Source organism: Sphingobacterium sp. 2149, assembly GCF_031455655.1.
Taxonomy (GTDB): domain Bacteria; phylum Bacteroidota; class Bacteroidia; order Sphingobacteriales; family Sphingobacteriaceae; genus Sphingobacterium.
Genome location: NZ_JAVDTD010000016.1, coordinates 31,983 through 57,550 on the forward strand (window position 1 = coordinate 31,983; position 25,568 = coordinate 57,550).

At 40.0% G+C, this 25,568-nt stretch carries 23 protein-coding genes and 4 tRNA genes; 1 reads left to right on the forward strand and 26 read right to left on the reverse strand.

Annotated features, from left to right (window positions below):
• Positions 1–54: 54 nt before the first annotated feature.
• The 9 genes from J2X77_RS20805 to J2X77_RS20845 form a co-directional block, all read right to left on the reverse strand.
• Positions 55–131, reverse strand: a tRNA-Asp gene (locus tag J2X77_RS20805).
• Between the two features lie 24 nt (positions 132–155).
• Positions 156–229, reverse strand: a tRNA-Asp gene (locus J2X77_RS20810).
• Positions 230–260: 31 nt separating this feature from the next.
• Positions 261–337, reverse strand: a tRNA-Asp gene (locus tag J2X77_RS20815).
• Positions 338–396: 59 nt separating this feature from the next.
• Positions 397–470 (reverse strand) — tRNA-Asp (locus J2X77_RS20820).
• Positions 471–543: 73 nt separating this feature from the next.
• Positions 544–1,617: a peptide chain release factor 1 gene (gene prfA / locus J2X77_RS20825; protein WP_209578736.1), complete on the reverse strand. Its 1,074-nt coding sequence runs from the start codon at positions 1,615–1,617 to the stop codon at positions 544–546.
• A 98-nt stretch (positions 1,618–1,715) separates the two neighbouring features.
• Positions 1,716–2,045: a multidrug efflux SMR transporter gene (locus J2X77_RS20830; RefSeq protein ID WP_209578735.1), complete on the reverse strand. Its 330-nt coding sequence runs from the start codon at positions 2,043–2,045 to the stop codon at positions 1,716–1,718.
• A gap of 61 nt (positions 2,046–2,106) precedes the next feature.
• A complete protein-coding gene (locus J2X77_RS20835) occupies positions 2,107–2,697 on the reverse strand; it encodes a Crp/Fnr family transcriptional regulator (protein WP_209578734.1) in 591 nt (196 codons plus the stop codon).
• Entirely contained in the window at positions 2,679–3,434 is a 756-nt protein-coding gene (locus J2X77_RS20840; RefSeq protein WP_209578733.1) for a UDP-2,3-diacylglucosamine diphosphatase, read from the reverse strand. The genes J2X77_RS20835 and J2X77_RS20840 overlap by 19 nt, the downstream gene beginning before the upstream one ends.
• Positions 3,435–3,493: 59 nt before the next feature.
• Complete coding sequence (locus J2X77_RS20845) at positions 3,494–5,662, reverse strand: M1 family aminopeptidase (RefSeq protein ID WP_310082316.1); 2,169 nt, start codon at positions 5,660–5,662, stop codon at positions 3,494–3,496.
• A 320-nt stretch (positions 5,663–5,982) separates the two neighbouring features.
• On the opposite strand from J2X77_RS20845, the gene J2X77_RS20850 reads away from it, so the two are divergent.
• Complete coding sequence (locus J2X77_RS20850; protein ID WP_310082318.1) at positions 5,983–8,106, forward strand: prolyl oligopeptidase family serine peptidase; 2,124 nt, start codon at positions 5,983–5,985, stop codon at positions 8,104–8,106.
• A gap of 115 nt (positions 8,107–8,221) precedes the next feature.
• Here the strand turns inward: J2X77_RS20850 and J2X77_RS20855 are convergent, their stop codons facing one another.
• The 17 genes from J2X77_RS20855 to J2X77_RS20935 form a co-directional block, all read right to left on the reverse strand.
• Positions 8,222–9,460 (reverse strand): thioredoxin fold domain-containing protein, encoded by a 1,239-nt coding sequence (locus J2X77_RS20855; RefSeq protein WP_310082319.1) that lies wholly within the window; start codon positions 9,458–9,460, stop codon positions 8,222–8,224.
• A 111-nt stretch (positions 9,461–9,571) separates the two neighbouring features.
• Positions 9,572–10,759 (reverse strand): C1 family peptidase, encoded by a 1,188-nt coding sequence (locus J2X77_RS20860; RefSeq protein WP_310082321.1) that lies wholly within the window; start codon positions 10,757–10,759, stop codon positions 9,572–9,574.
• 266 nt (positions 10,760–11,025) lie between these two features.
• Positions 11,026–12,078: a TerC family protein gene (locus J2X77_RS20865; protein WP_209578728.1), complete on the reverse strand. Its 1,053-nt coding sequence runs from the start codon at positions 12,076–12,078 to the stop codon at positions 11,026–11,028.
• Position 12,079: 1 nt separating this feature from the next.
• Positions 12,080–13,051 carry a polyprenyl synthetase family protein gene (locus J2X77_RS20870; protein ID WP_209578727.1) on the reverse strand — a complete coding sequence of 324 codons (972 nt, stop codon included), beginning with the start codon at positions 13,049–13,051 and terminating at the stop codon, positions 12,080–12,082.
• A gap of 47 nt (positions 13,052–13,098) precedes the next feature.
• Complete coding sequence (locus tag J2X77_RS20875) at positions 13,099–13,665, reverse strand: DUF3109 family protein (protein WP_209578726.1); 567 nt, start codon at positions 13,663–13,665, stop codon at positions 13,099–13,101.
• Between the two features lie 5 nt (positions 13,666–13,670).
• Positions 13,671–14,456: a DUF3108 domain-containing protein gene (locus tag J2X77_RS20880; RefSeq protein ID WP_209578725.1), complete on the reverse strand. Its 786-nt coding sequence runs from the start codon at positions 14,454–14,456 to the stop codon at positions 13,671–13,673.
• Positions 14,457–14,574: 118 nt separating this feature from the next.
• On the reverse strand, positions 14,575–15,096 hold the full coding sequence (locus tag J2X77_RS20885; protein ID WP_209578724.1) for a DUF2480 family protein: 522 nt from the start codon (positions 15,094–15,096) through the stop codon (positions 14,575–14,577).
• A gap of 61 nt (positions 15,097–15,157) precedes the next feature.
• Entirely contained in the window at positions 15,158–17,257 is a 2,100-nt protein-coding gene (locus J2X77_RS20890) for a SurA N-terminal domain-containing protein (RefSeq protein ID WP_310082325.1), read from the reverse strand.
• Between the two features lie 293 nt (positions 17,258–17,550).
• Positions 17,551–18,219, reverse strand: coding sequence for an LPS export ABC transporter periplasmic protein LptC (gene lptC, locus J2X77_RS20895; protein ID WP_310082326.1), 669 nt, complete (start codon positions 18,217–18,219; stop codon positions 17,551–17,553).
• Positions 18,185–19,510 carry a hypothetical protein gene (locus tag J2X77_RS20900; protein ID WP_209578722.1) on the reverse strand — a complete coding sequence of 442 codons (1,326 nt, stop codon included), beginning with the start codon at positions 19,508–19,510 and terminating at the stop codon, positions 18,185–18,187. The genes lptC and J2X77_RS20900 overlap by 35 nt, the downstream gene beginning before the upstream one ends.
• Before the next feature lie 175 nt (positions 19,511–19,685).
• Complete coding sequence (locus J2X77_RS20905) at positions 19,686–20,669, reverse strand: DUF6427 family protein (RefSeq protein ID WP_209578721.1); 984 nt, start codon at positions 20,667–20,669, stop codon at positions 19,686–19,688.
• Positions 20,670–20,687: 18 nt separating this feature from the next.
• Positions 20,688–20,897, reverse strand: a complete 210-nt coding sequence (locus J2X77_RS20910) for a CcmD family protein (RefSeq protein ID WP_209578720.1) — start codon at positions 20,895–20,897, stop codon at positions 20,688–20,690.
• 86 nt (positions 20,898–20,983) lie between these two features.
• The gene (ccsA, locus tag J2X77_RS20915) at positions 20,984–21,649 is read right to left on the reverse strand and encodes a cytochrome c biogenesis protein CcsA (RefSeq protein WP_209578719.1); all 666 of its coding nucleotides are present in this window, start codon (positions 21,647–21,649) and stop codon (positions 20,984–20,986) included.
• Positions 21,650–21,686: 37 nt separating this feature from the next.
• Positions 21,687–22,346, reverse strand: a complete 660-nt coding sequence (locus J2X77_RS20920) for a heme exporter protein CcmB (protein ID WP_310082328.1) — start codon at positions 22,344–22,346, stop codon at positions 21,687–21,689.
• Positions 22,347–22,424: 78 nt separating this feature from the next.
• Positions 22,425–22,823: a hypothetical protein gene (locus J2X77_RS20925; protein WP_293879502.1), complete on the reverse strand. Its 399-nt coding sequence runs from the start codon at positions 22,821–22,823 to the stop codon at positions 22,425–22,427.
• 103 nt (positions 22,824–22,926) lie between these two features.
• The gene (locus J2X77_RS20930) at positions 22,927–24,762 is read right to left on the reverse strand and encodes an ABC transporter ATP-binding protein (protein ID WP_209578716.1); all 1,836 of its coding nucleotides are present in this window, start codon (positions 24,760–24,762) and stop codon (positions 22,927–22,929) included.
• A 158-nt stretch (positions 24,763–24,920) separates the two neighbouring features.
• Positions 24,921–25,472, reverse strand: a complete 552-nt coding sequence (locus tag J2X77_RS20935) for a hypothetical protein (RefSeq protein ID WP_209578715.1) — start codon at positions 25,470–25,472, stop codon at positions 24,921–24,923.
• Positions 25,473–25,568 lie beyond the last annotated feature (96 nt).

Consider the following 25,568-nt stretch of genomic DNA (forward strand, 5'->3'; position numbering starts at 1 on the left):
TTATCAAAGCAAAAAAAAGCATCATTTAATGATAAATGATGCTTTTTTTTTTGTTGGCGGTCTGGACGGGACTCGAACCCGCGACCCCATGCGTGACAGGCATGTATTCTAACCAGCTGAACTACCAGACCAACAATGTGTTTTTAAAATTTTAGCGGTCTGGACGGGACTCGAACCCGCGACCCCATGCGTGACAGGCATGTATTCTAACCAGCTGAACTACCAGACCTAAAATCTTAAAGATTGTTTTTAATAATTTTTGGCGGTCTGGACGGGACTCGAACCCGCGACCCCATGCGTGACAGGCATGTATTCTAACCAGCTGAACTACCAGACCTAAAAATCTTAAAAACTTATTTTGTTAAAGAACATAAGAGATTTCTCTCTCTTTTGAAGCGGTCTGGACGGGACTCGAACCCGCGACCCCATGCGTGACAGGCATGTATTCTAACCAGCTGAACTACCAGACCTCAACCCTTCTCCTCAGAAGGTGTGCAAATATAGCGTTTGTTTACGTATCTGCAAAGATTTTTTGAAAAAAAACTAATCTACTTGGCCGTCTTTCATCTTCTCTGCATTCTCTGCAAATTGCAGTGCATCGATAATTCCTTGAATATCACCGTCCATAATTGCCGGTAAGTTGTACATTGTCATTCCGATACGGTGCTCGGTAACTCGACCTTGTGGGTAATTATAGGTACGAATCTTTGCCGAACGGTCTCCTGTTGATACCAATGTTTTTCTTTTTGCGGCGATGTCGCCGTTCTTTTTGTTCAACTCGAGCTCGTAAAGTTTGTTACGCAACATCTCCATAGCTAACTCACGGTTGGCTAATTGGGAACGTTCGACCTGACAAACAACGACGATACCCGTCGGTTTATGCGTTAATTGTACTTTTGTTTCTACCTTATTGACGTTCTGTCCACCGGCACCTCCCGAGCGGGATGTCTGTAATTCAATGTCACCGGGATTGATTTCAACATCCACTTCTTCCGCCTCGGGAAGAACTGCTACCGAAGCTGCGGATGTATGTACCCGGCCTTGCGTTTCAGTATCTGGAACGCGTTGCACGCGGTGTACACCTGATTCGTATTTCAATTGTCCATAAACGTCTTCACCGATTACCTTTAATATCACCTCCTTGTAACCGCCAGAAGTTCCTTCGGTAACATCCATGACTTCATTACGCCAGCCTTTGGTCTCGAAATAACGTGTGTACATGCGATAGAGGTCACCAGCAAATAAAGCTGCTTCATCACCGCCCGATCCACCACGAATTTCGATAATGGCGTTTTTCGCGTCTTCAGGATCCTTCGGAATCAGCATCAGACGAATCTCTTCTTCTTTCTCTTCTTTGGCGACATATAAAAGATCCAACTCCTCCTTGGCCATCTCACGAAGCTCTTGATCCTTTTCGTTCATGATGATGTCCTTATTGGTGTCGATATTACTGACCATATTTCTATAAATATGGTACTGATCCACAATCTTGCCCAAATCTTTGTATTCTTTATTTAATCTGGCAAAACGTTTCATATCTTGCATGGTATCAGGGTTGCTTAATTCAGCTTCCACTTCTTCCCATCTTTCTTTTATCGCTTGTAATTTGTCTAACATATTTCAAAAATGCTTCTTCTAGGAATGTATGCCCTAGGTTACTATTGAGTGTACAAAAGTAAGGAAATTTTGTTGCTTTTAAACTACCTAGCCGGCTATTAATGAGAGGAAACTGCTTTTAGTCCCACAATAGAGGCAATGAGTGTGAAAATAAAGAATATGCGCCAGAAATCTGCTGGCTCCTTGAAGAAAATGATTCCCATTAAAACCGTACCTACTGCTCCGATCCCCGTCCAAACAGCGTAAGCTGTACCCAGAGGAAGTGTCTGTGTAGCTTTGATCAATAAGCCCATACTCGCAAAAAGAAAGATCACAAAAGCCCCATACCAGAGCCATTGCCCAGTCCCGGTCGCATCTTTCGCTTTACCCAAACAGGTGGTGAAACCAATTTCACATAATCCACCCAATATTAAAAATATCCAGTTCATACCCTTTTCTTTGTTTAAATACAAAGTTCCTTCTTTTGGGCGATAATAGTTTTTACAAATGTTAAAAACTTGTATGAATATTTGCTCGAATCCGACTTAAAGTAACTTGACTGACACCGAGATAGGAGGCGATGTAACCCAGTTTGATGCGCTGTATATATTGGGGGTATTTTTGAAGTAGTTCCGCATAACGCTCCTGCGCAGTATTAAAAAGCTTCGCCATTGTGCGGTGCTCAGCTTTTATAAATTCGAGTTCAGCCATCTTTCTCCCCCAGTTGGCAATCGCGATATCACTTTCGTAGAGTTCAAAAAGCTGTTGCTGGTTTATGCGATAGACTACACTGTCCTCCAGCAAGTCGATGTTTTCGTAACCTGGTGTATCATGCACATAACTATTCATGGAGATGAGTGTTCCTCCTGGGGAAACAAAATCAAGGGTAATTTGACGTCGGGGCGTCTCGTAATACACCCGGGCTAAACCCGAGGCCAAAAAATAGATGTCTTTTTGAGTTTTGTCCTGTTCGATTAATAGGCTATTTCTTTTCACTGTGATCTTTTGACTAAGCTGCTCCAATTTTGAAGTGCTTTCCACCGAAAGAAAGTGATAGCCATTGAGGCAATCCGATAATGAAATTAGGATTTGCTCGCCCATTTCTCCAAACGTAAATTTTCACCATCCCATACGGCGTAGGTATGGTAGTTTATCCATTCGCCTAAATTTATGATGCGGCTATTGGGATTTAGCTTAATATCATAGGGAAGATGGCGATGTCCAAAAATATAATAGTCGTGATGCTGCATAGACTCCACTTCCTTCGCATAGCCAATTAGCCATTCTTTGTCTTCTCCCAAAAACTTTTCGTCCGTATTGCTGGACAGACGACTATGTTTAGACCAGCGCGTTGCGATTCCAATGCCGAGATTTGGATGTAAACGTGCAAATAACCATTGACAGATGCGGCTCCGAAATATTTTTTTGAGTATTTTGTATTTGTAATCTCCCGAACCTAGTCCATCGCCGTGGTGGATATAGAACTTTTTGCCATTGAGCTGCATTTCCAATTCATCGTCTATGATTTTTACGTTCAATTCCTTTTTGAGGTAATCAAACATCCACATATCGTGGTTGCCTTTAAATAAAGTAATGGGGATGCCGAGATCTGCAATTTCGGCTAATTTACCCAAAAAGCGGATATAGCCTTTTGGGACAACAGTCGCATATTCAAACCAGAAATCAAAAATATCACCAACAAGATAGAGCTGTGCAGCATCTGTTTTGATCTGGTCCAGCCACTGTATAATTTGCAGCTCCCTTTCCCGTGAGCGTTCCAAGGGGTAAGATCCAAGATGAAAGTCGGAGGCAAAATAAATTTTTGTTCTTGTTGACATGTGGCCAAAACTAAAAAAAATGGAGGCGAATACAAAATTCGCCTCCACAATATATTTTGCTATGATTTAGATAATTCGGTGATGAGCGCTTTTAGATATTCCGTAGCATCGGGATCAATGCGCTTCAAGGACTGCTGAAGTTGATCTGGATAAGCACTTTTTATTGCCATGATTGAACTTGCGATAACCATATAGGATTTGTCGGTTACAGCATGCAGAATTAGACTTTTGTATTTTTTATCTTTTGTCTGTGCAAGCTTTTGAATCGCAGAGGCACGGATAACAGAGGCTTCGGACTTCTCTGCAAGTGCCGAGATGGTTTTTTCGGCTGACTTGCGGACTGCGGGATTGCTTAGATCGAGACCTTGAATCGCTGTTGCGGCAAGATCCACATCGGTATCCGCCAATGCTTTTGTTAAGATTTGCTGGCTGATGGCATTTGTCGGATTTTTTGAGGCATAAGCAATCGCACCGACGCGGTTGGCAAATGAAGGGGCGTGCTCATATTGATATAGATAGTCGGCAGCTGACTTAGCGATTTGAATTTGGCCAACGAGCACTTTTTCGGGATCAATATCGATAAATTCAACGGCAGCAGGTACGGGAACCATAAATTGGGCATTCCGCTTGTTGAGTTGAAAGTGCTGTCTGATCTTACCATTTTTGGTATAGATATCGACGGTCAAAGGGACCTGGAATGTCTGCACGGTAGAATCTTGAATTTGGGCTACGTTCAGTATAACACTGTTCTCTCCAGTTCTTGTCGTAATTTTCAAAATTGGATGCCCACCTTGGTAATACCATTGATTGAAATACGGAGCCCAGTCTTTGCCGGTCACTTCTTCCATAGCGAGACGCAGCTGTTGCGGTTCGCCGGTTTTAAAAGAATTGTCTGTCAAATATTTTTTTAGCGATTGATAGAATGCGTCATCCCCCATCTGCGCCTTTAGGGCATAGAGAATCAATGATCCTTTCGCATAGCTGATGTTATCGAACATATCTTCTTTATCGTGATAATAATAGCGCGCTAAAGCCGGACTCTTTCCATGTTTAGTCGTGTTAAGGTAAGACTGGAGTTTTTCAAACCTCGATTTATCCCCACGATCTTTACCTGCGTCGTGTTCACGCCAGATAACCTCGCCGAATGTGGCGAAAGACTCATTCATGGTCAGATTGGACCAAGATTCTGCTGTGACCAAATCGCCAAACCACTGGTGAAAAAGTTCATGGGCGATCGTTCCCTCCTGATTATCGTCCAACAATTCACGTTTCGTCTTTTGTACATGTTCCCCATGCAATGTTGCACTGGTGTTTTCCATTGCACCTGAAACATAATCACGACAGACGATCTGTGCATATTTATTCCATGGGTAAGGGACGCCCAGCGTTTTGCTATAGAAGTCCATCATGGCCGGCGTCTTCCCAAAAATATCTTTGGCATAGGGCGCATATTTCGGCTCTAGGTAATAGTCAACGGGGATATTGTTGTACTTATCGGCATAGATTTTGAAATCGCCAACGGCCATCATAAACAGGTAGGGAGCATGTGGTAGATCCATTTTCCAGGTATCCGTGCGTGTACCATCCTGATTCTTCTCTTGGTTTATCAACGCTCCATTCGATAAACTCACATAGTTATCAAGGACAGTCATGGAGATTTCGGCCGTGGTTTTTTGATTTGGACGATCGATTGTCGGAAACCAGGCTGAAGATGCTTCGGTTTCGCCTTGTGTCCATATCTGGCGTGGCTTATTTGGCGTACGCTCATCAGGATTGATAAAATAAAGCCCTTTTGCATCATTGATTGCTGCACTGCCCTGTGCTTTTAATAAGTTGGGTTTTGCAGTATAATCGAGGTAAATGGTGTACTTTTCTTTTGCGAGATACTTGCGGTCGAGCTTGATCAAAAGCGAGTTGTTATCATAGTTGTATTTTAATGGAACCAGCTGCTGGTCATTAACCAAAGACACCTGTTTGATATCCATTCCCTTTGCATCGAGGCGAAGGGAGTCCGTCGGATAAAAATGGGGTTGCAATGTAACCCATTCTTTTCCGTAGAGGAATTGATTTGTATAGTCAAAACGTACATCCAGCTTGGTGTGAACAAGATTATTGATCTTGGTAGGGGTGGCTCTATACTGTTGATCCACCGGTAGTTGCTGACCATTGCTGACACCCGTTTGCAGCATGGAAATTCCTACTAAAAGATATATGATTTTTTTAAACATGGTTTAGTAATTCAAGATTTAAATAAATCTAAAGAAATTTCGGCTGTCCAAGAAATATGCTGCGAAGAAATATGCAACTGCTGTTGGATGTTTTCTCGATTGCTCTATCGCTGATAAACAGACAGCGATTTTGTTGTAGCGCTTTTCGCACCATATTGTGGTCGTCGGGTAACGATGAACTCGCGCTTTTTAAGGTATGCTTTGCAAGATAAATACAGCCTGAGAAACATAGGAGGTCGATAAATTTGTTTATATTCAACTCAAATTTTCAGATACTAGGTGAATTGAACTTAGATTGGTTGAAACAAGTATACGATTTTATGATAAAGAAAAATTTTGGTCTTATCCTAATGATGATGGGTATGGCAGGTACGGCGACAACTGGTTATGGACAACGGTTAACATATCCCACGACAACGAAAGGAACCGTCGTGGATGAATTTTGGGGGGAAAAGATTGCAGACCCCTATCGCTGGCTGGAAGATGATCGTTCAGCTGAAACAAAAAACTGGGTAGAGGCTGAGAATAAGGTCACATTTGACTATTTGAATGCAATCCCGTTCCGCAAAAAACTGAAAGATCAATTAACCGAAATATGGAATTATGAAAAAATAGGAACACCTTTTAAGGAAGGTGGATATACATATTTTTTTAAAAATAATGGCTTACAGCAGCATGCGCTGCTTTATCGCAAACTAGGGGAGAAAGGGACAGAGGAAGTTTTCTTGGACCCAAATACTTTCTCGAAAGATGGATCGACTTCATTAGCGGACGTTTCATTTTCTAAAGATGGTAGCCTAGTCGCCTATTCTATTTCTGAAGGCGGATCAGACTGGCGGAAAGTCATTGTGCTGAATGCCAAAGATAAGTCACCTGTGGGGGCCACCCTCATAGATGTCAAATTCTCCGGTATCGCATGGAAAGGAAATGATGGGTTTTATTATTCAAGCTACGATAAGCCAAAGGGGTCTGAACTTTCTGAAAAAACAGATCAACATAAATTATTTTACCATAAACTCAACACAGCACAGTCTGAAGATAAATTGATTTTTGGAGGTTCTGCAACACCGAGGCGTTATGTAGGTGCTTCATTGACAGATGATCAACGGTACCTAATTATCTCCGCCGCAAATACGACAACGGGAAATGAACTGTATTATCAGGATCTCAAGCAGCCGAATAGCAAGATTATTTGCTTGCAGGACCATTTTGATGCCAACACAGGTGTCGTTGACAATATTGGTGACAGTTTCTTATTGGAGACAAATTATAAGGCTGCCAACAACCGTTTGGTTAAAGTAGATTTGAAGAATCCTGCAAAAGAGAATTGGAAAGATGTTATTCCAGAGACTGAAAATGTCCTTTCGATCAGTACTGGAGGGGGCTATCTTTTTGCAAATTATTTGAAGGATGCCGTTTCTGTTGTGATTCAATACGATTATACCGGTAAGAAGATTCGACAAATAGAATTGCCTGGCATTGGTACAGCGAGTGGCTTTTCGGGTAAAAAGACAGAAAAAGAAATCTATTTTGGTTTTTCAAATTACATTACACCGTCTTCGAGCTATAAGTTCGACGTGAGTTCTGGGCACGCTACGCTTTATATCAAGCCTAAAGTAAAGTTTGACTCGGATCAGTATGAATCCAAACAGGTGTTCTACACCTCGAAAGACGGTACGAAAGTTCCGATGATTATTACCCACAAAAAGGGGATTGCTTTGAACGGTAAAAACCCGACGATTGTATATGGTTATGGGGGCTTTAATATCAGCTTAACCCCTGGGTTCAGCACTTCCGTTGCTGTGTGGTTAGCAAACGGTGGTGTTTATGCTGTTCCGAATCTCCGTGGCGGCGGCGAATATGGTCAGAAATGGCATGATGGCGGCAGGCAGTTCAACAAATTAAATGTCTTTCATGATTTTATTGCAGCTGCCCGTTACCTGCAGGAGAATGGGTATACATCACCGGAGTATACCGCTTTAAACGGGGGATCCAATGGCGGCTTGCTTGTTGGGGCGACAATGACAATCGATCCTAAAATTGCCAAAGTGGCTCTTCCAGAGGTTGGTGTTTTGGATATGTTACGTTACCATACTTTCACGGCTGGTGCAGGTTGGTCCTATGATTATGGTACGGTCAGTGATAGCAAAGAAATGTTTGATTATCTGAAAGCGTATTCTCCGGTGCATAATGTGAAATCTGGCGTTTGCTACCCAGCAACAATGGTGTTTACCGGAGATCATGATGATCGGGTAGTGCCAGCACACTCCTATAAATTTGCTTCAGAGCTGCAGGCAAAGCAAGGTTGTGATAATCCTGTATTGATCCGTATTGAGACGAAAGCTGGTCATGGTGCTGGAAGGTCTACAGAAGTTCTGATCAATAGTACTGTGGATAAGTATGCTTTTGCGCTTTGGAACATGGGAATAAAGGCATTAAAGTAACCAGGCAGCTTGAAGCTTCAGGGTGAGGTCTCTATCTATATAAAAGTCCCGATCCATAATTGGATCGGGACTTTTGTCTTTATAGATGATCAGCATAGGCTCTTATGGGGGGCTTTTAGTTTTCCCAAGTTTTTATTCCTTTCATCATCTTTTCAAGCGTTTCTTGATAGATAGGACGATCGTCCTCACTGGCCATTTCGACGGCTTTGTTTTGCCACTTTATCGCTTTTTCTTTTTCACCTTTTTTATAGAGTAGATTGGAGTAGGTGTCCAAGAATGCGCTGCTCGGATCTTCAATGATCGATTTTTTGCTCCAGCTTAGTGCGGATTCGATACAGGCCGGATCGCTGCTGTTATTAAAGATAGTCCAGGCAAAAGTGTTTAATTGATGTGGAGTAAAATCTTCTGATGAAAGATAATCATTGATGGTATTCTTCATCGCCACATAATTTTTGACCTGAAGGTAATAGTGTGCTCTAATCTTCTTGAACATCGGAACGAAATCGATGTCCGGATATTTTGCCGTCAGTTCATTTTGATAACTATCCCAGTTAGGTTCGTGCTTGGCATCTATTTTAATCTGGAATAATTCGTTAACGACAACATTTGCCAGCGTACGGTTGGCAATACCAGGTGACTCTAATAGGATATCAATTTTTTCTTTATTGTTCCGGATAAGATTGAAAGCTTTCGAATTGGTAAATTTTGCTGCAGCCAATAGAATATGCACGTTCTCCTTTTTGAACAACTCATCTGTTCCTAGTGAATTTGCTAACGTATTTTCCGCCTTGCGCGCAGTGTTTTCATCGTAGGCGATATTCGCTGCTTTTAGCATCTGCTTGGCCGTGTAAATATCCTGCGGTCTTTTATCGAATTTTTTTAACAGGGTGTAATACTGTGTTTCAGGATTTAGCCCATCCATTACATGGCCGACAAATTCAGGCGCATCACTTGCTCCAACAATGCGGTGTACAGCTTGTCCATTGGGATTAAAAATAAGAAATGTAGGAAACGATTGAATATTATATTCATTGGAAATAGCACGCGCATCGGCATACCATTTTTTGACGTTGGCATTGTCAGATTCTGTGGAATCCATTTGTACCTTAACACTAATAAAGTTTTCATTAATTGGCTGCCCCACCTGTTCTAACGGAAAGATCTCATTACTCATATATTGGCATGGACCACACCAGGTTGCAAATAGCTCTACAAAGATATATTTGTTTTCAGATTCTGCGCGCTCCTTTATTTGTTTCCAACTCAATCCATTTATAAATTTCACACCCTTAGTCTGGGCGTGAGCCAAATTCCCGAATAAAATCGTAAGGCACAATGCGATTATACTTCTCATACTCACTCAACAAAAGATTCATAATTATGCTTAAGTTATCAAATTAATCTGAAAACAAAAACACCTCGGATGTTTTAATTTCAGAGGTGTTTTTGTGGATTGATAAATCGTCTATTTGATATTTATCTTAGCCTTTAAATCTTTTGTTAGGCCATCTTTGTGTAACATCAAAGAAGTTGTTTTATAACGTACGAATTCTTTTGTGGCATAAAGGTAACCATGATAGTCATTTGTTGTTCCCCAAGAGTTTTTAACAATGTAGTACTCTTTTCCATTTTGATCTTTCACAAGACCAACAATATGCATACCGTGGTCATCAGTTGTTTGCCAGTTCTCAAAAGCTTTTTGTCGTTCTTCGGCTGTAACTTTTAATTCAGGTTTAGGACCAACGAACATGGTTGATTTTTCTTGCTCTGTCATTTCCTCGAAAGGTTTTTCAGGTACATAAGCAACCCCGTTTTTCCAGGAGAAACCTTTTTCAGATACGTCAGTTGCCCAAGCCACAGTATAACCCTTTTGTAAAGCGTTGTCAATGATATCCGTTAAATCGTTCATTTTAACATTGTAAAAACGGTCGAATGACCAGTTGTCTGGAATCAGCAATACGAACTGGCTGTAATACGGATGATCGGTTACGGAAGCAATACCGACATAGTCGTCTGGATTGATACCGATTACCTGATCTGCAAAGGTACGTGGTGTGTAGGATTTACCGTTATAGTCAAATTGCTCAGGGACTTCTCCAAGGTAAGAATCCATGGCAGCGGTATAGGCTTTCTCCCAGTTTGGCGTCAATGTTTTGCCCTTCACTACTGCACCCAACATAGCGTCCAACATAGAAGTCATTTCGCCAAAGTTGTTACGGGTAGTACCGTAGTGGAGACCCGTATACGCCGATTGTGGCATTGTTCCGTATTTACGAAAGGAGTTCAATACATCATGGAATTGACCGCCCTCGCCCAATGACAATCCACCATGAAGGCGTACATAGGTACGTGCTTTGTCTAAGTATGTGTTCCGCGCAGTATAAATTTGGGATATCTCAACCGGTTTCTTACCCATACGAATCATCTCAGACTCTAGGAAAGAATTACCTGAATAAGACCAACAAGTACCTGATGAACCTTGATTTTTGATGGATGTATTCCCTAGATTGATGACTTCAGTAAAGGTAAATCCAGATTTGCTATTGTCATTTTGATTTGCTTTTAGCGCATTGATCAAATTGTCTTGTGCTTGTACTTGGAAAGACGCTGCAAAAAGTGAAGCGGCTAGTACAATCGTTTTATTCCAATTCATTGTTAGTATGTTGTTAATTTAATGTGGTGCTAAAATAAATAAATAAAATTGAGTAAGATCAATTCCTCTGTAAAATAATTGTGCTGAAAAATCTCCTATTTGTATCTTAATGTCCTGCTAGGCAAAGAAATGATAGAAGTTTTCTAAGGTTAAATAGAAATGGCCAGAATTTTCATTCTGACCATTATAGGATGTTTAGTCTATTATGTGCTGCCCCTTGCGACAACATTTTACAGCGATAAGCATAGTTTTTCAATCAGCTTCGTCTAATCAGCAATGGAAGACTTTTTTGGAAAAAGCAGCGAGGCAATGATACTTAAAGCGAGGATGCCGATAATAACAATCAGTGAATGTGTTGTCGTAAAACCAACTTCGGCCAACCAATGGTGTAGCAGCATCTTTAGTCCAATGAAGACCAGTAAAAAGGCTAAACCTACTTTGAGGTATTGAAATTTGTGTATGATATTGACCAATAGGAAAAACATTGACCGTAAGCCTAGAATCGCAAAAATGTTAGAAAAAAATACAACGTAGGGATCTTTGGTAACGGAGAAAATCGCAGGAATAGAATCCACAGCGAAAATGAGATCTGTAAATTCAATTACCAGCAATACAAGAAAGAGCGGAGTCATGTATTTAACACCGTTCTCTACATGGAAAAAGTGTCCACCATCTAATTTTGGAGTTACTTTAAAATAGCGCGAAGCGAATTTAACGACTGGGTGATTCTGTGGATCAACTTCCTCTTCCTGGTTGCGGTTAATAAACATTTTTACACCTGTAAAGACTAGGAAAGCGCCAAAAACATATAGAATCCAGCCAAACTTAGCAATAAGGGTGGCGCCAAGGAATATAAATAGGAAACGCATAATGATTGCGCCCAAAATACCCCAAACCAAAACTTTATGGTAATAACGCTCTGGAATACCGAAAGAGGTGAACAGTAAGACCATCACAAAGATATTATCTACTGACAAGGCGTATTCCACAACATAACCGGTAAGATATTCCAGACCAAGATTCTTATTATAGACATCGAGACTGGCCGCTAGATCTCCGGGAATAATTTTAATATCGTGGTGGTGTTTGGCGATGACCTCTTGGAGGTGATTCAAATCATGGATATTGTGCAGTTCAAATCCATAGTGACGTAGCAGCCAATAGAAGCCTAAAGAGAATAAGACCCAAATGGCACTCATAATACTAGCCATCTTCAGGCTGACAGGTTTGTCGCCTTTAGAAAATAACCCAAGATCTATTGCAAGCATAAGCGCAATAAATATTAGGAACCCACCAAAAAACATTAATTCGTGACTCATTTTATTTTTTTCTTTCTGTTGTGTATTTTACCAATTGCTCCAGTCCGGCTTTGTATTCGCTGTCTGGAAAGTCTTCCAATATTCGAAATGCATCTTGCTGGTATTCTAGCATCTTATTTGTTGCGTATGCTAACCCACCACTCTTACGGACAAAATCAATGACTTCAGCAACTTTTTGAGCATCCTCATTGTGGTTTTTAACTAAATTAATGATTCTTCGTTTTTCGCTTGCAGTAACTTGATGTAATGCATAAATGAGCGGTAAAGTTATTTTTTTCTCTTTGATATCATTGCCGAGCGGTTTGCCGACGTCATCTAAGCCAAAGTCAAACAAATCGTCTTTGATCTGGAATGCAATTCCAATTTTTTCACCAAATTGATGAAGTTTATCTACTGTTCCTTGATCTGCATTTGACGAGGCCGACCCGCAAGCACAGCAAGAAGCGATTAGCGAGGCTGTTTTTTTTCGGATCACTTCAAAATAAATAGACTCTTCAATATCCAGTTTACGAGCCTTTTCGATCTGAAGCAATTCACCTTCGCTCATCTGTTCAACAGCTTCGGATACAATTTTTAGTAAGTGATAATCCTGATGTTTTACCGAAAGGAGTAAACCTCTTGACAATAGAAAATCACCCACCAAAACAGCAATTTTATTTTTCCATAGCGCATTGATCGAAAAAAATCCTCGACGTTCGTAGGAATTGTCCACCACATCGTCATGTACCAAAGAGGCAGTGTGCAACAACTCTACAAGAGCAGCACCACGGTAAGTGGATTCATTAATTCCGTTACATATGCCCGCTGAAAAGAACACAAACATAGGCCGCATTTGTTTGCCTTTACGTTTGATCAAGTATTGTGTAATGCGATCCAACAAGGGGACGGAGCTTTTCATCGAAGCTTTGAATTTTTTCTCAAAAGCTTCAAGTTCATGGACAATAGGACGTTGAATCTCTCTTAATTTTGACATGAATTAGGGTGAAATACCAAAATAGTTAAAGCTTAAAGATAGTGATTTTATGACAACTCTTCGGCTGCTCGCTCAAGATTTTTGTACCATTCCTCACCGTAGGTGCGGATTAACGGATCTTTTAAAAACTTAAAGACAGGGACCTGCAATTCTTTCCCGAATGAACAGGCATCTTTACAGATATGCCAACGGTCATAGTGAAGTACGTCAAATTCGGGATAATGTGTTGTCCGGATAGGGTATAGGTGACATGATACAGGTTTTCGCCAATGGATCTCGCCGAGTTCGTAAGCTTTTTCAATAGCACATTTTGTGATGCCATTTTCCCAGGTCACATAGGCGCACTCTTTATTTCCATCGACACAGGTAGTCGTCAGATCACCATCTACATCAATTACATATTTGCCTTGCTCCTCAATCGCTTCAATACCTTTCTCTGTCATATAAGGCTTTACTTTAGGATAGATCTCCTCCAGGATGGCCTTTTCACTTTCCAATAACGGGGCGCCCGAATCGCCTTCAATACAACAGATTCCTTTGCACTTTGATAAATTGCACACAAAGTCATTATTGATTAGATCTTCGTGTACCAATACATTTCCTACTTCAATCATTCTAATTATTTTGAGTAGCTTGCTCGTTGTCCCAATTTGTACTTTAATCCGCTTGCTTCCAGTAATTCTAACGTTACGGAGCCGATTAAAATATCTACATTGGCTTTGACCGGAATACGGTTGCCATCATTGGTTACCCACAAATAAAGCTTGCTATTTTTTTTAAATATACGTCCCGGTTTGATTTCGGGACTGAATTTGAGGCATTCTAATGTGCCTAATTCGGTTTTTATCTTTTCTATTCCAATATATTGTATGCCTAAGGTAGCAATCTCATCATTCAGAAAATAAGTCAGCTTGAAAGATTCTCCCGGTTTAACCGTTGACAGATCCAGGTTGCGCGCAAAATAGTAGGAGGAAAGCAAGTCAAAAGTTTGATCTACTTTCGAATTAAATGTTCCTTTATTACCGACAACGGTATTTGTCGCTTGGTTAAAGCGTACCTTATCATTCCTTCTGTATCCCCCTTCGCGAATGTTTTCCGTATAATAATAGGGTAAAAATGTTTTACTGTTAATATACGAATTGTATTCATTGCGTACTGTATATATCGCAAAGGCACCTGCTGTCTTACCTGCTGCATATAAATGAAAGGAAGGGTTTCCAGTTCCATCCTTTGTGTCTTCAACAGTTAATGTTCCAGTTGCGGCGGAAATAAAGCCATAACGGAGTTTATACTTTAATTTCTCACCACCTTTAAATGCAGATTCCTTTAAATGCGGTAATTCTTGAGCAAAAGCAGTACTTACTACCACGGATAAGTAAAAGAGCAAAGTCGATATAAGTTTCATGTAGGTAAGTTTACGAAATTTGTTTGAAAAAGAAATGTTAATTTCATTCAAATAAATTTAACTTTTGACATTAAATGAGACGTTCATAGACAATGACTTATACATTGATGTGATTGGATTACTTAGGCTGTACTCGTTTAAATACAGGTACGGTAGAACAAGGCTCACCATACATAATACTTTTTGCCACCTTGCTTAGTTTTACCGTAAACTGTACAAATACGGACTCTGGAATAAAAGTGTCGCCACATCCTTTTACAACTACACGCTGATCCCGAAATTGTTCCATGTCAATCTGTTCAATAGCTGCAGCATACTGCATGCGTAACAGTTCATCCGCGTCTCCGAAGATGATTGTTGCTGCATGAGGTTCCAATTTATTGGCCAATAACATGTAAGCCCAGGTGGGCACAATAGCATCTGCACTACAGGTAATTGCTACATGTTTACCGGCATATTGCGACCAATCGTTTGTCTTAATGAACTCGCGGAAATCCTTTTCTTTAAGAATCAAGCCATGGAAGAGATTATCCTTAATATCATATACCACATTGTCTGCTTGAGGATGGTAGTTGGCCAAGTCAACTGTGACTAACCCACTTTGCGCAACTTTGTTGACAATATTTGTTTGAATATCCATATTTACATCAAAAAAAAGCCGGACGAAAATTCGTCCGGCTACAAATTTACTTAAAAATCTTTTAAAAGAATTTCACTCTATTGTCAATGATTTCAGCTTTGTCTTGTAATGCGCGGAAAATAGATCCCCAAGCGCGTTGTGCTTTAGCTGCAAGCATTTGTTTCTTTTGTCCATTGATATCGGAGATAGCGGCAGGATTGGTAAAACCGTTGACCTGTACTACATATACACCTGTATTTCCTTCAATCGCTTTGGAAGGTTTGTTTGGTTGAAGTCCAAAAACTGTTCCTACAACCTTGTTTTCCAATGCAACACCAGGGATAACTGGGTTTGCGAAGACAACATTTTCAACGTGAATAGCTGATTTACCTACTTTTTGAGCAACCTGATCTATAGAAGATGCACCTGCTAAAGCTTTGTCAAATTTCTCTTTCAAGATCTTCGCTTTAACCATATTTCTTACTGCAGGCTCAATATCTTTTTTAACGGCATCCAGAGAAAGCGTTCCTTTAGGTTGTATATCAACCAAACTTGCTAAGATGTAAGAAGTTTCAGTCTCAAATACTTTGTCTGAGATATCGCCTTTTTTCGCTTCGAAAGCCCATTTAATTAAATCACGCGGCGCTTCATTACCATCTAATACATTGTCCATCGCTGTTACGCGTGAAGCTGTTTTTGCTTCTAGACCAAGTTTTTTCGCTTCTTGAGCAAAGTTCTGTGCTGTGGCCGCAGATAAGAATGCTGTTGCTTTGCTATGTGCATTGTTTAATGTTTCTTTTCCACTGCTGATCACTTTATCAATGATGGCAACTTTCGCATATTTTGAGCTACCTGATTGTTTCTCAATTTTAATGACATGCACACCAAATTGAGATTTTACAACTTTGATATCACCTGTTTTTCCTTCGAATACGGCATTCTCAAACTCAGGAACCATACGACCTCTTGTGAATGTCCCTAGTTCGCCACCATTTGTTTTGCTTTCTGGATCTTTACTGAACTGAACGGCCAATGCTGCAAAATTGTCTCCTTTTTGAATCAATCCTTTGATCGAATCTGCTTTCGCCAAGGCTTTATCTACGCCACCCTCAGCTGTAGGGTCTAGTAAGATATGAGATGCTTTCACAGAGTCAGGACTTACGATCGTCGAAACAACTTTTGCGATTTCATACGCGTTGTTGTTTAAAAAAGGTCCAACTGTTGTGCCAGCAGCCACATTGAATACAACTGAATCCAAAGAAGGGCTCAACTGTCCTTTTTTCACATAAGTGAACGGGTATTTGTTGTCTGAATTGATCGAAGCAAACAAGGAGTCGTCTTTGGCAACGATTAAATCCTGTTTCAATTTGTTGATGGTTTCTTTTACGGCCAAAGAATCTTTAGCAAGAGGTTTTGCATCTACAGTTACATATTGAATTGCACGAGTTTCCTCTTGGGTTTTGAACATGTTTTTATGTTCATCATAATATTCTTGGTAATCAGCATCCGTCAATTTAGCATCTGCATCTTTGACAGAAGCATAATCTAAAAGAATGTATTTGAAGTTTGCCAATTTATTGCGCTCTTGGTATTCTTCGTTTGCTTCCAATGAAGTAACGTATACGCTATTGGAAAGCAATTCACCATATTTGCTGCTTAAACGTTCATCTCTAACGCCTTCAAGTAATGTATTCCATTGGTCGTAGACAGCAGGATTATTGTTCACCTGCCCTAAGAAGGTCATCAATTGACTATGGTCAAACTGTCCCGTTTGTGGGTTAGTAAAAGCCTGAACGATTTGAGGTGAAGGATTTGGCCCTTTTACTAAATCATTTAATTCTTCTTTACCGACAGTCAAACCGATTTTTTCAATCTCTTTTTTCAAGATCTCTCTTGACAAAAATTGATTCCAAACTTGTTGAACAGCGTATGTTCTCATTTGAGGAGTCACTGCACCTCCCATTTGTTGTTTGAACATTTCTTCTGTTTGTTCAACTTGTTGATTGAACGCAGGATATTCAATTTCAGTTCCGTTGACTTCCCCTACACGATTTTGATGTCTCGCCCAAAAAGGAGCTCCTCCCCGAACGACATCGCCTAGTAAAAATGCTAAAATTGCGATAGCCATAGCTGCGGTCAAGATGACACCCGCTTTGTTACGCAAAAAGCCCATTAATCCCATAGTCTGCTTATTGTGTTTATATTGTGTAAATACTTGTATTTCGTTAATTTATGCATAGCATAGCAAAATGCGGTGCAAGATACAATTTTTATAAAAAAAAATGGAATATTTTCCTGAATGTAGCAAAACAAATTTGAAAAATAATTGTATAAACTGAAGTTTTTTGTTCTCTTTTAGTTCAAATGATTCGTTTTGAATAACTTAATCGTATAAATAAACAGTCTGCGGCCATTGTATCAGATCCATAGCTGCTTTTAAACCAAACCGGAATCTGGTTTATGACCCACGATGAGCTATTTTCCTAAAGAAGGGAACAGATTGTTGTTGGTAATAATGGTGTAACCAGTGGCATTGGCTATATTGACATGTTTGAAATCTTTGTCTGATGTAAATGATGACCCCTGTAAATTACCCCGATTATCGCGAAAGAAAGCCGTTATCGGCACGTGATTATAAAAGATCCTGTTGCTATTGCTATCAACTTGACTTTCGTCATAGATGATCTCTTCAGTTTTGATGATCGATCCGTCAGCCATAGTTACTACAACGTTTTTTGTGAAAGTGGTCGTCTTTTCTTTTTCCCTACGAATGGCGTGGTCGGAGGTGATGCGTTGAGTTTCCTTTAAATTGTCATCGTAAAAGATGATTTTTATGCTTTTGGGAAATTCATATACTTCAGTACTATCGTGTTTGATACGCATTTCTGGCGCCGTAAGATTGGCTTTTACCCGTGTCGAATCGCTGTAGATGATGTCTACATGACGTGAGATGTCGACCGCCTCTTCCTTTTTCATGTTGGCAATCCGGTCGACCTCTTTTAAATCAGGTTCGCACGAAGTCAATGAGAGCGCCCCTAGTAAAGATACGATTACTAGGGGCGATATATTTTGGATTATGGTCGAAGCAAATGTCTTGCGTACCATCGGATTAATCAAATTGAGTTCTTCTAAACCAGCGGTCATTTAAGGTAAAGCCTATATTAAAGTTAATATAACGTTCACGTAAGAGGCTATTGCTGATTTTGCCCATTTGTCCAAATTCTGCCGAAAAGTTTATTTTAGAGAAAGCTCCCGAAAATTGATTTCTTGCAAATGGGAAACCAACACCAACAGTAACAGCCATATCGTTGATATTTTGGTTACTTAAGAAATATTGTGTTTTGTTATATCTAAAGCCAAGTCGATAATCTACTCGGTTCAAATACTTAAGCGAGGTGACATCGGGCGTAATTTGACCCCCAATCGCTACGCCGTAATTCTTGCGGAGCTCATTTTCTCCTTTTCTAGTCTGAAATCTCGACCAATCTGCGTATTTAAAATCAGCACCAACCAACCAGCGGTTACTACGCGCAAGCGTGATACCAACATTATGCTTCAGTGGAAGGGTCAAATGTCTGCTACTGCGGTCAGAAATAAAGGTGCTATCCAACGGGATATTTTGGTTGTCCGGATCAGAAGAAGGTGTAGTTCTCGTATTAAATATTGTTGTTCTCTCTTTAATATCATTATTTAATGAACCAGAGTAACCAAAGGTCAGCGAGTATTCCTTATTTAACGGTTGCTCGTATTGTAAACCATAATCAAAGATAATACCTTGTATTTCGCGTTTATTCTGTTGCTGGGTATTCAATGCCCCCGATGAAGGGAGAAATTCTACACGGCTATAATCATTTAAGGTTCCAAATAGATAGGACATGTTGGCACCGATACTCAGGCCTTTCACGATGCGTACCCCCCAACCAGCATAGGCTTTTGTTAAACCACCTTCGCCGGTGAAAACTTTCGTGTAGGGATCAGTATTTGAAGTTCCTGTTGAAGATGTCCGATAACCAATATCAGAGTAGGGAAGAATACCCAAACTGATTCCTCCAAATCGTTTCATGGGGAAAGTCATGGTGATGTGGCTAAAGGCAAAGTCAGCCGTGTTATCTGATCGGGTTGTCGAATTTAATTGCGTGTAATTGCCATATAAACCAGCATCAAAGGTGGTAAACTGTGTGGCAGAGTAAGATGCAGGATTGCTCGGGTTGGTGTTGTATACGCCATTGATTCTTCGGATAGCGGTATTCACGCCCCCCATACCTCTATATTGTGGCAATAAATCCTCTCGCATCTGACCAAGTCCAAATTGAGAGTAGGGTGATGCGGATGTCGTTTTTTGGGCAAATGCGGTAGTAGAACTAGCTAAAATTCCCCCTGCTAACAACAGTTGGAGTGATTTATTTTTTAGAGAGCTTGTAAAGCGTTTCTGCATGGTCAATCTATAAAATTGAGAAACTAATGTTTATTTAGTTTTAGTGAAATTTTCGAGTTATTTGACTCTGATATTAAATGTTTTTTGCTTTTAATCGCATACAAAACTATTCAATTTTTGCGAGCTTGTTAAGCCGATTTTGTTAAAAAAGGTTAAACGCTTATTGTACAGCAGCTTAGAAAAACTGAAAGTAGATTATAGTGAGGGTTATAATGGCGTATACGACCTCAAAAAACCATTTCTTTTTGGCATAAGTGAAATAGTACGCCATATAGATGGCGATAGAAGGTGCGCAAAGTAAAAAATGGGCCTCTGTTAGTTTTTTATTCCAGTAGAACGAGACTACCGCCAGGCATAACATAAAGAACAACAATTGAAATGACTTGCGAATATGCACGACACTTTTAAAAAAGTTGTCTTTTAAGACCATTAAGAAGAGTATTAAAGTAAAGATGACCGGCACGAGTACCAGATAGTCAACTAATTGAATACGGATAGCCGTAGGAAATTTGTACGTAAACGGCAGCCAAATCGTATAAAACTGCTCCATTTTGCCCATCCAAAGATAGATTACCGCCAAGATAAAATACACCGTGGCCAAGCCAAGGAGTGGGGTAATCCATTCGCGCCAGTTGAACGGCCTAAAAATGAGTAAACCTATCCACAATAAGCCAAACATACTCAAGAATGGAAAGTAGACCAAGCTTCCGATGCCTACGATCATACCAAGATCGAACATTTCCGCTTTAACATCCGTCTGCCGATAGAGGGAGAGCAACTTGCTTAACATCCATATCGAGATAAAATTACAGATCAGCGTTGGAGACAGCACCAAAAATGGTAAAAACAAGCTGGCCAGTGTCATGTACATCAAAGCGACCAAAAAGCTAGGTTTCCCTAGTAAGTTAAAATGGCTTGTGATGCGATTGAGTATTGTCGCCTGGAAGATCGTCAAGATCAGCGTAATAAAAACATTGGTGGCAGGAGAAAGGTTGATTAAGTTGTTTTCTCCCAATAGATTGCCCAATGCAGGTTCAAAAATTACAGAGTCAAGTTTATCCGGAAGATGCAAAAATATCCCTAAACATAGCACAAAGCCTACGAGCGATAGAAATAAAATATTAATGGGTGAATAATTCCTAAACTGACTGATAATCATGGTATGGATAAATATGTGCTATTTATTCTTTTTTTCCAATTTGCTAATGCGGCGGTCAAGCAGAAAAAGGAAGAAAGCTAAGCCAAGAAAAATGACCAACATGACCAATACTACGACGTAGATCTTTCCTTCGCTACGCAATCCGGTCGCCATATCGACATCTTCTTGCGCAAATGTACTCAGGGTAGATAATATGAGTAAGACGATTGACAATACTATTTTTTTCATTTCTATTTCTATATATTATTATTCGTCATGTTGTCCATTTTTATGCGCAACATGACAGGTGTTTGATGAATACAAATTTTCGATACTTATGCGCCTAATTCTTGCTTTCTCTCTAATAAACGCATCCTATAGCGCATTGTACAGATCCAGGTCGCTATCAAAATCCATCCAATAACAGAACTGTAGAACGTCGGGCGTAATTCGTTACTCATCTGAAGATCAGCAAATGTTCCATTCCCCCCACTACCTGGATGTAGGGAATCTGTCAGTTTAGGTAAGATATAGATGAGTACAATGATAATCGGAAAGGCAAAAATATTATATACTGCAGAAATCTTCGCTCTTTTTTGTTCTTCTTCCAAGGCATTTCGGAGAACAAGGTAAGCGAGATACATCAATGTTGCGATCGCAGAGCCATTTAGTTTCGGGTCGTTTGGCCACGGTTCACCCCAGGTGATATTTGCCCATAGCATACCCGTCGCAAGTCCCAAGAAGCAGAAGGTAATACCCGTGTTTACAGCCTCTATAGCCATTAAATCGTATGCTTGTTTTCCAGTATTAAGGTATTTAATGCTGTATACTACAGAAACGAAATACATCGAAATCATAGCAAACCACATCGGAACATGAAAATAGACATTACGGATGCTTTCGTGTAGGATAAATAGACGGGGAACAGGGCCTAAAAGACCATTGATAATAACACCACAGATAATCAATACTGCTAATACTTTCCACCATTTTTTTCTCATGGTTATATTGAATTTAGTTTGTCGTCAATGCTCATATTTAATCTCGCCAAAGGTACGGAAATAACAACAAAGAAATAGTGATCGTGATTACATTAATTGCAAGTAATACGATTATTTCTTTACTGCTTGAAGCTCTTTCCAAACCTTCTATTGCATTGCGTGATAGCTTTATTAATACGATTAATAGCGGGATAATTGCCGGGAAACTAAGTATGGCCATTAGCGTACTGTTATTTCCTGCTTTAGCGCTAATTCCAGAAATCATGGTAAATACAGTTGAAAAGCTAGTGCTGCCGAGCAGGACCGATAAAAAGTAGAGTATCGGGTCACCGATGGGATTTTTAAATATGGTTGAATATACAAAATAGGCGATGGTGGCTAATAGCGTCATCACGATGGTATTGTAGATGATTTTTGCTAAAATGATCGCTCGAGGATCAACCAGTGAATAATAGTAGAGTTGCCGATTGGGGTTTTCTTGGACGAAGCTTTTGTTGATTGCATTGATCGAAGCGAAGAGCATAATGATCCAAAATAATGCGTTCCAAGTAGTCGTATCAACTGATTTAAATGCTTGATAGCAAACGAAAACAGTTGATACGACATATAGTAGAATTCCGTTAATAGCATATTTTGAACGCCATTCCAGAATGATGTCTTTAAGAATTAAAGTTTTTACTTGTTGCATCAACGTCATATGCAGCAAAGATACAAATGTATTTTAACCGCGAGAGTGACCAACAACATCAATTCCTAAAAAAGACGTTATTTTTACTTATACGTTAGAAATTTTGGACTTGGCAGCGTCAGTTGTATCATCGATTTTGCCTGCCAAGTTTTGAGCTGCGCTGTTGGCGTGTTCCAAAGCTTCTCTGCCCGCTTCTTTCGCCTTGTTTTTCAGTGCATCTGCATCTTCTGTAGCTTTGCTAAAGGCAGCCTGAGCTTTCGATTTTAAATTATCTAATTCAGACGAAGCTTTATTGGCTAGTTTTTGCGCTTTTTTAGCTTCTTTCTTAGAAAGATCTTTCAATGATTTAGTTAAGCTCTTGATGCCATCATTTGCACGATCTAATTGTTTTTTTCCATCGTCAGTTCCTAAAAGATACCATGCAGCAGCTCCCGCAGCTAATCCTACCAAAGCAAATGCCACTAATCCATTTTTGCTATTTTTCATAATTCTTCTATTTTGTTATATATTCAAATGATAATCAAGTATAATACCAAATGAACAATCACAAGGTGATTTTGTTTAAAAAGAATCAATAATTAACAAAATTTTACATATCAATCTTTTGCTGTTTCGATTGGAGGTTGTAGAGGTGTTGATAGAGGCCGCTTTCTTTTTGGAGCAGCTCAAAGTGAGTCCCGCTTTCCGATACGATGCCGTTCTCGATAACGATAATTTTATCAGCATCGATAATGGTAGATAATCTATGAGCAATGATAATCGAAGTACGTCCGCGCATTAATTCTTCCAATGCCTCTTGTACCTGGCGCTCAGACTCAGAATCTAATGATGAAGTCGCCTCGTCTAAAATAAGAATGGCCGGATCTTTTAACAGTGCGCGGGCAATGGCAATACGCTGGCGCTGCCCGCCAGAGAGTTTTACGCCACGTTCGCCAACGAGCGTGTTATAGCCTTCAGGGAAATTTAAGATAAATTGATGTGCATTGGCACGTTTAGCAGCGGCTATAATTTCATCTTCTGAGGCATCGAGCTTGCCATACGCAATATTTTCGCGTATAGTACCTCCAAACAGCAATACATCCTGCGGTACAATAGCGACTTGATTACGGATATCGCATAATTCAAAATCGGATGCTGGTCTGTCGTCGTAGCAGACTTCACCTCTATTAACCGTGTAGAATTGTAAGATCAATGAAGCGATTGTTGATTTTCCTGTTCCACTGGGGCCGACTATGGCAATTTTATCCCCTGCATTGGCCGTAAAATTGATGTCTTTTAGAATTTCAATATCGGGACGACTTGGGTAGGCAAAGGAAACATGATTGAAGCTTAGTTTGCCGGTCATTACTTCGTGAACTTCTTTACAAGTCGGTTTCACATTGAGGTTTTCTTGAGGCTCATCCAGAATTTCCAAAATGCGTTCACTTGCCCCTAAGGAGCGTTGGATATTGGCATAGAGTTCAGGAAAACTGCCCATGGATCCTGCAACAAACATCGAATATAAAATGTAGGTCGTCAGATCGCCGACAGTCATTTCGTGGATAGCAACTAGTGCCGCTCCATACCATATAACGGCGATTACTGCACCAAAAATACAGAAGATAATAAATGAAGCAAATGCACCACGAAAGGTTGCACCTTTAACCGCAAGTTTGACGACAGAATCCATCTGTCTGCTGTAACGGTTAAACTCGAAGTATTCATTGACAAAAGCCTTCACATTGCTGATCCCTAATAAAGTCTCCTGAACGATACTATTTGATTCAGCCATTTTGTCTTGGGCCTGTCTCGATAGTTCGCGAATAAACTTTCCAAAGATGATGGCCGCCACCACGATGATCGGTAAAATACAAAGGTTCATAAGAGCAAGTTTGGGAGATACCCAAACCAATAGAAAAACACCAAAACAAAGACTGATCAACTGCCTTAGAATTTCAGCTAGTGTGGTGGTCAGGGTATCCTGGATCTGCGAAAGATCTGCAGACAGACGGCTGTTTAGTTCCCCAACACGACGGTTGGCAAAAAATTCGATCGGTAATGAAATCAGTTTTAGATAAGTATCCTTGCGAAGGGCAGCCAATGTACGTTCTGCAATTTCAACAAAAATACGGATGCGAAAAAAAGAAACGACTGACAGAAAAGATAATATAATAAATGCAATGCCACCGATGTAATATACTTCTGGGGGAAGCCAGAGATATTTTTGCTTACCTTGAGCAGCATCGATCATAGCCCCAAGCAGCGCCGGGAACGCTAACATGGCTAAACTGGATAATACCAAGAAAAACATCCCTATTCCAAATTTAAACCGATAAGGTTTTAAATAGGTCATTAGTTTTGCAGCTCTCAACAGGAGCTCCTTATTCAATTTTGGTTTTGGTAGATCCTCTTCTTGTTTATTACCGCTGTTGAATCCTCTTGCCATATCCGCTACTTCAAATTTTGTTGCGAGGACAAATGTAACGAGATTAAAAACAATTTGCTATCATACTATAGTCAATTTTTAGCATCAAGATGACTTTTTAATACCTTAAGGGCTGTTTGACTTGTTGGCTATTATGTTGAGACTGGTATTCGCCTATTTTATCCTATATTTTGTTGTTTTGCAGCGGCGTGTTTTGCTTTGGCCGTGTAGAGTAGATAACCTAAGACCCCGATCACAACTAAAGCAATATAAAGGAGAATATTGCTTAGGCCTCCGTTACCCGATGTTTTGTCAACTTGGCTACGCAATTTTTCGTTTTCTTTCTGAAGCTTGCTTATGGTACCGATATAAGCAGAAACCTGTTTGTCATAATCTGTTGCCAGCTGCTGAAATTTATCTTTCTCAAAATCTTTGATTTTAAGAAGTTTTTGTGTTTCGAGAAAGATGTTATTATCGGTAATCACAATATCTTTAAGGATGTCGATACTCTTTTGCATATCTCCTTTTGATTTAAATAGACCAAAAAGACCCGTTTTTTGGGTAAGACTGGTGTCATAAGCACCAAATTTTTGTTGCCGGGCATTGAGTAGCTCATTGACATGGTTCCGCTGTACTTCGTAAGCGCTGGAATCTGGATTGGTTTGAGCGTTGACTTGTTTAAGGAAGCCGGATAGAATGGTGAGCAGAAAAAGTAATTTTAGCGATCTCATGTATGTTTAACAATTTGTATAATCAAATATCTAATTTAAAACTAACGTTTGCCGTAAGATTTTGTTTTATTATCGTGTTTGTCATCAGATAGTAGC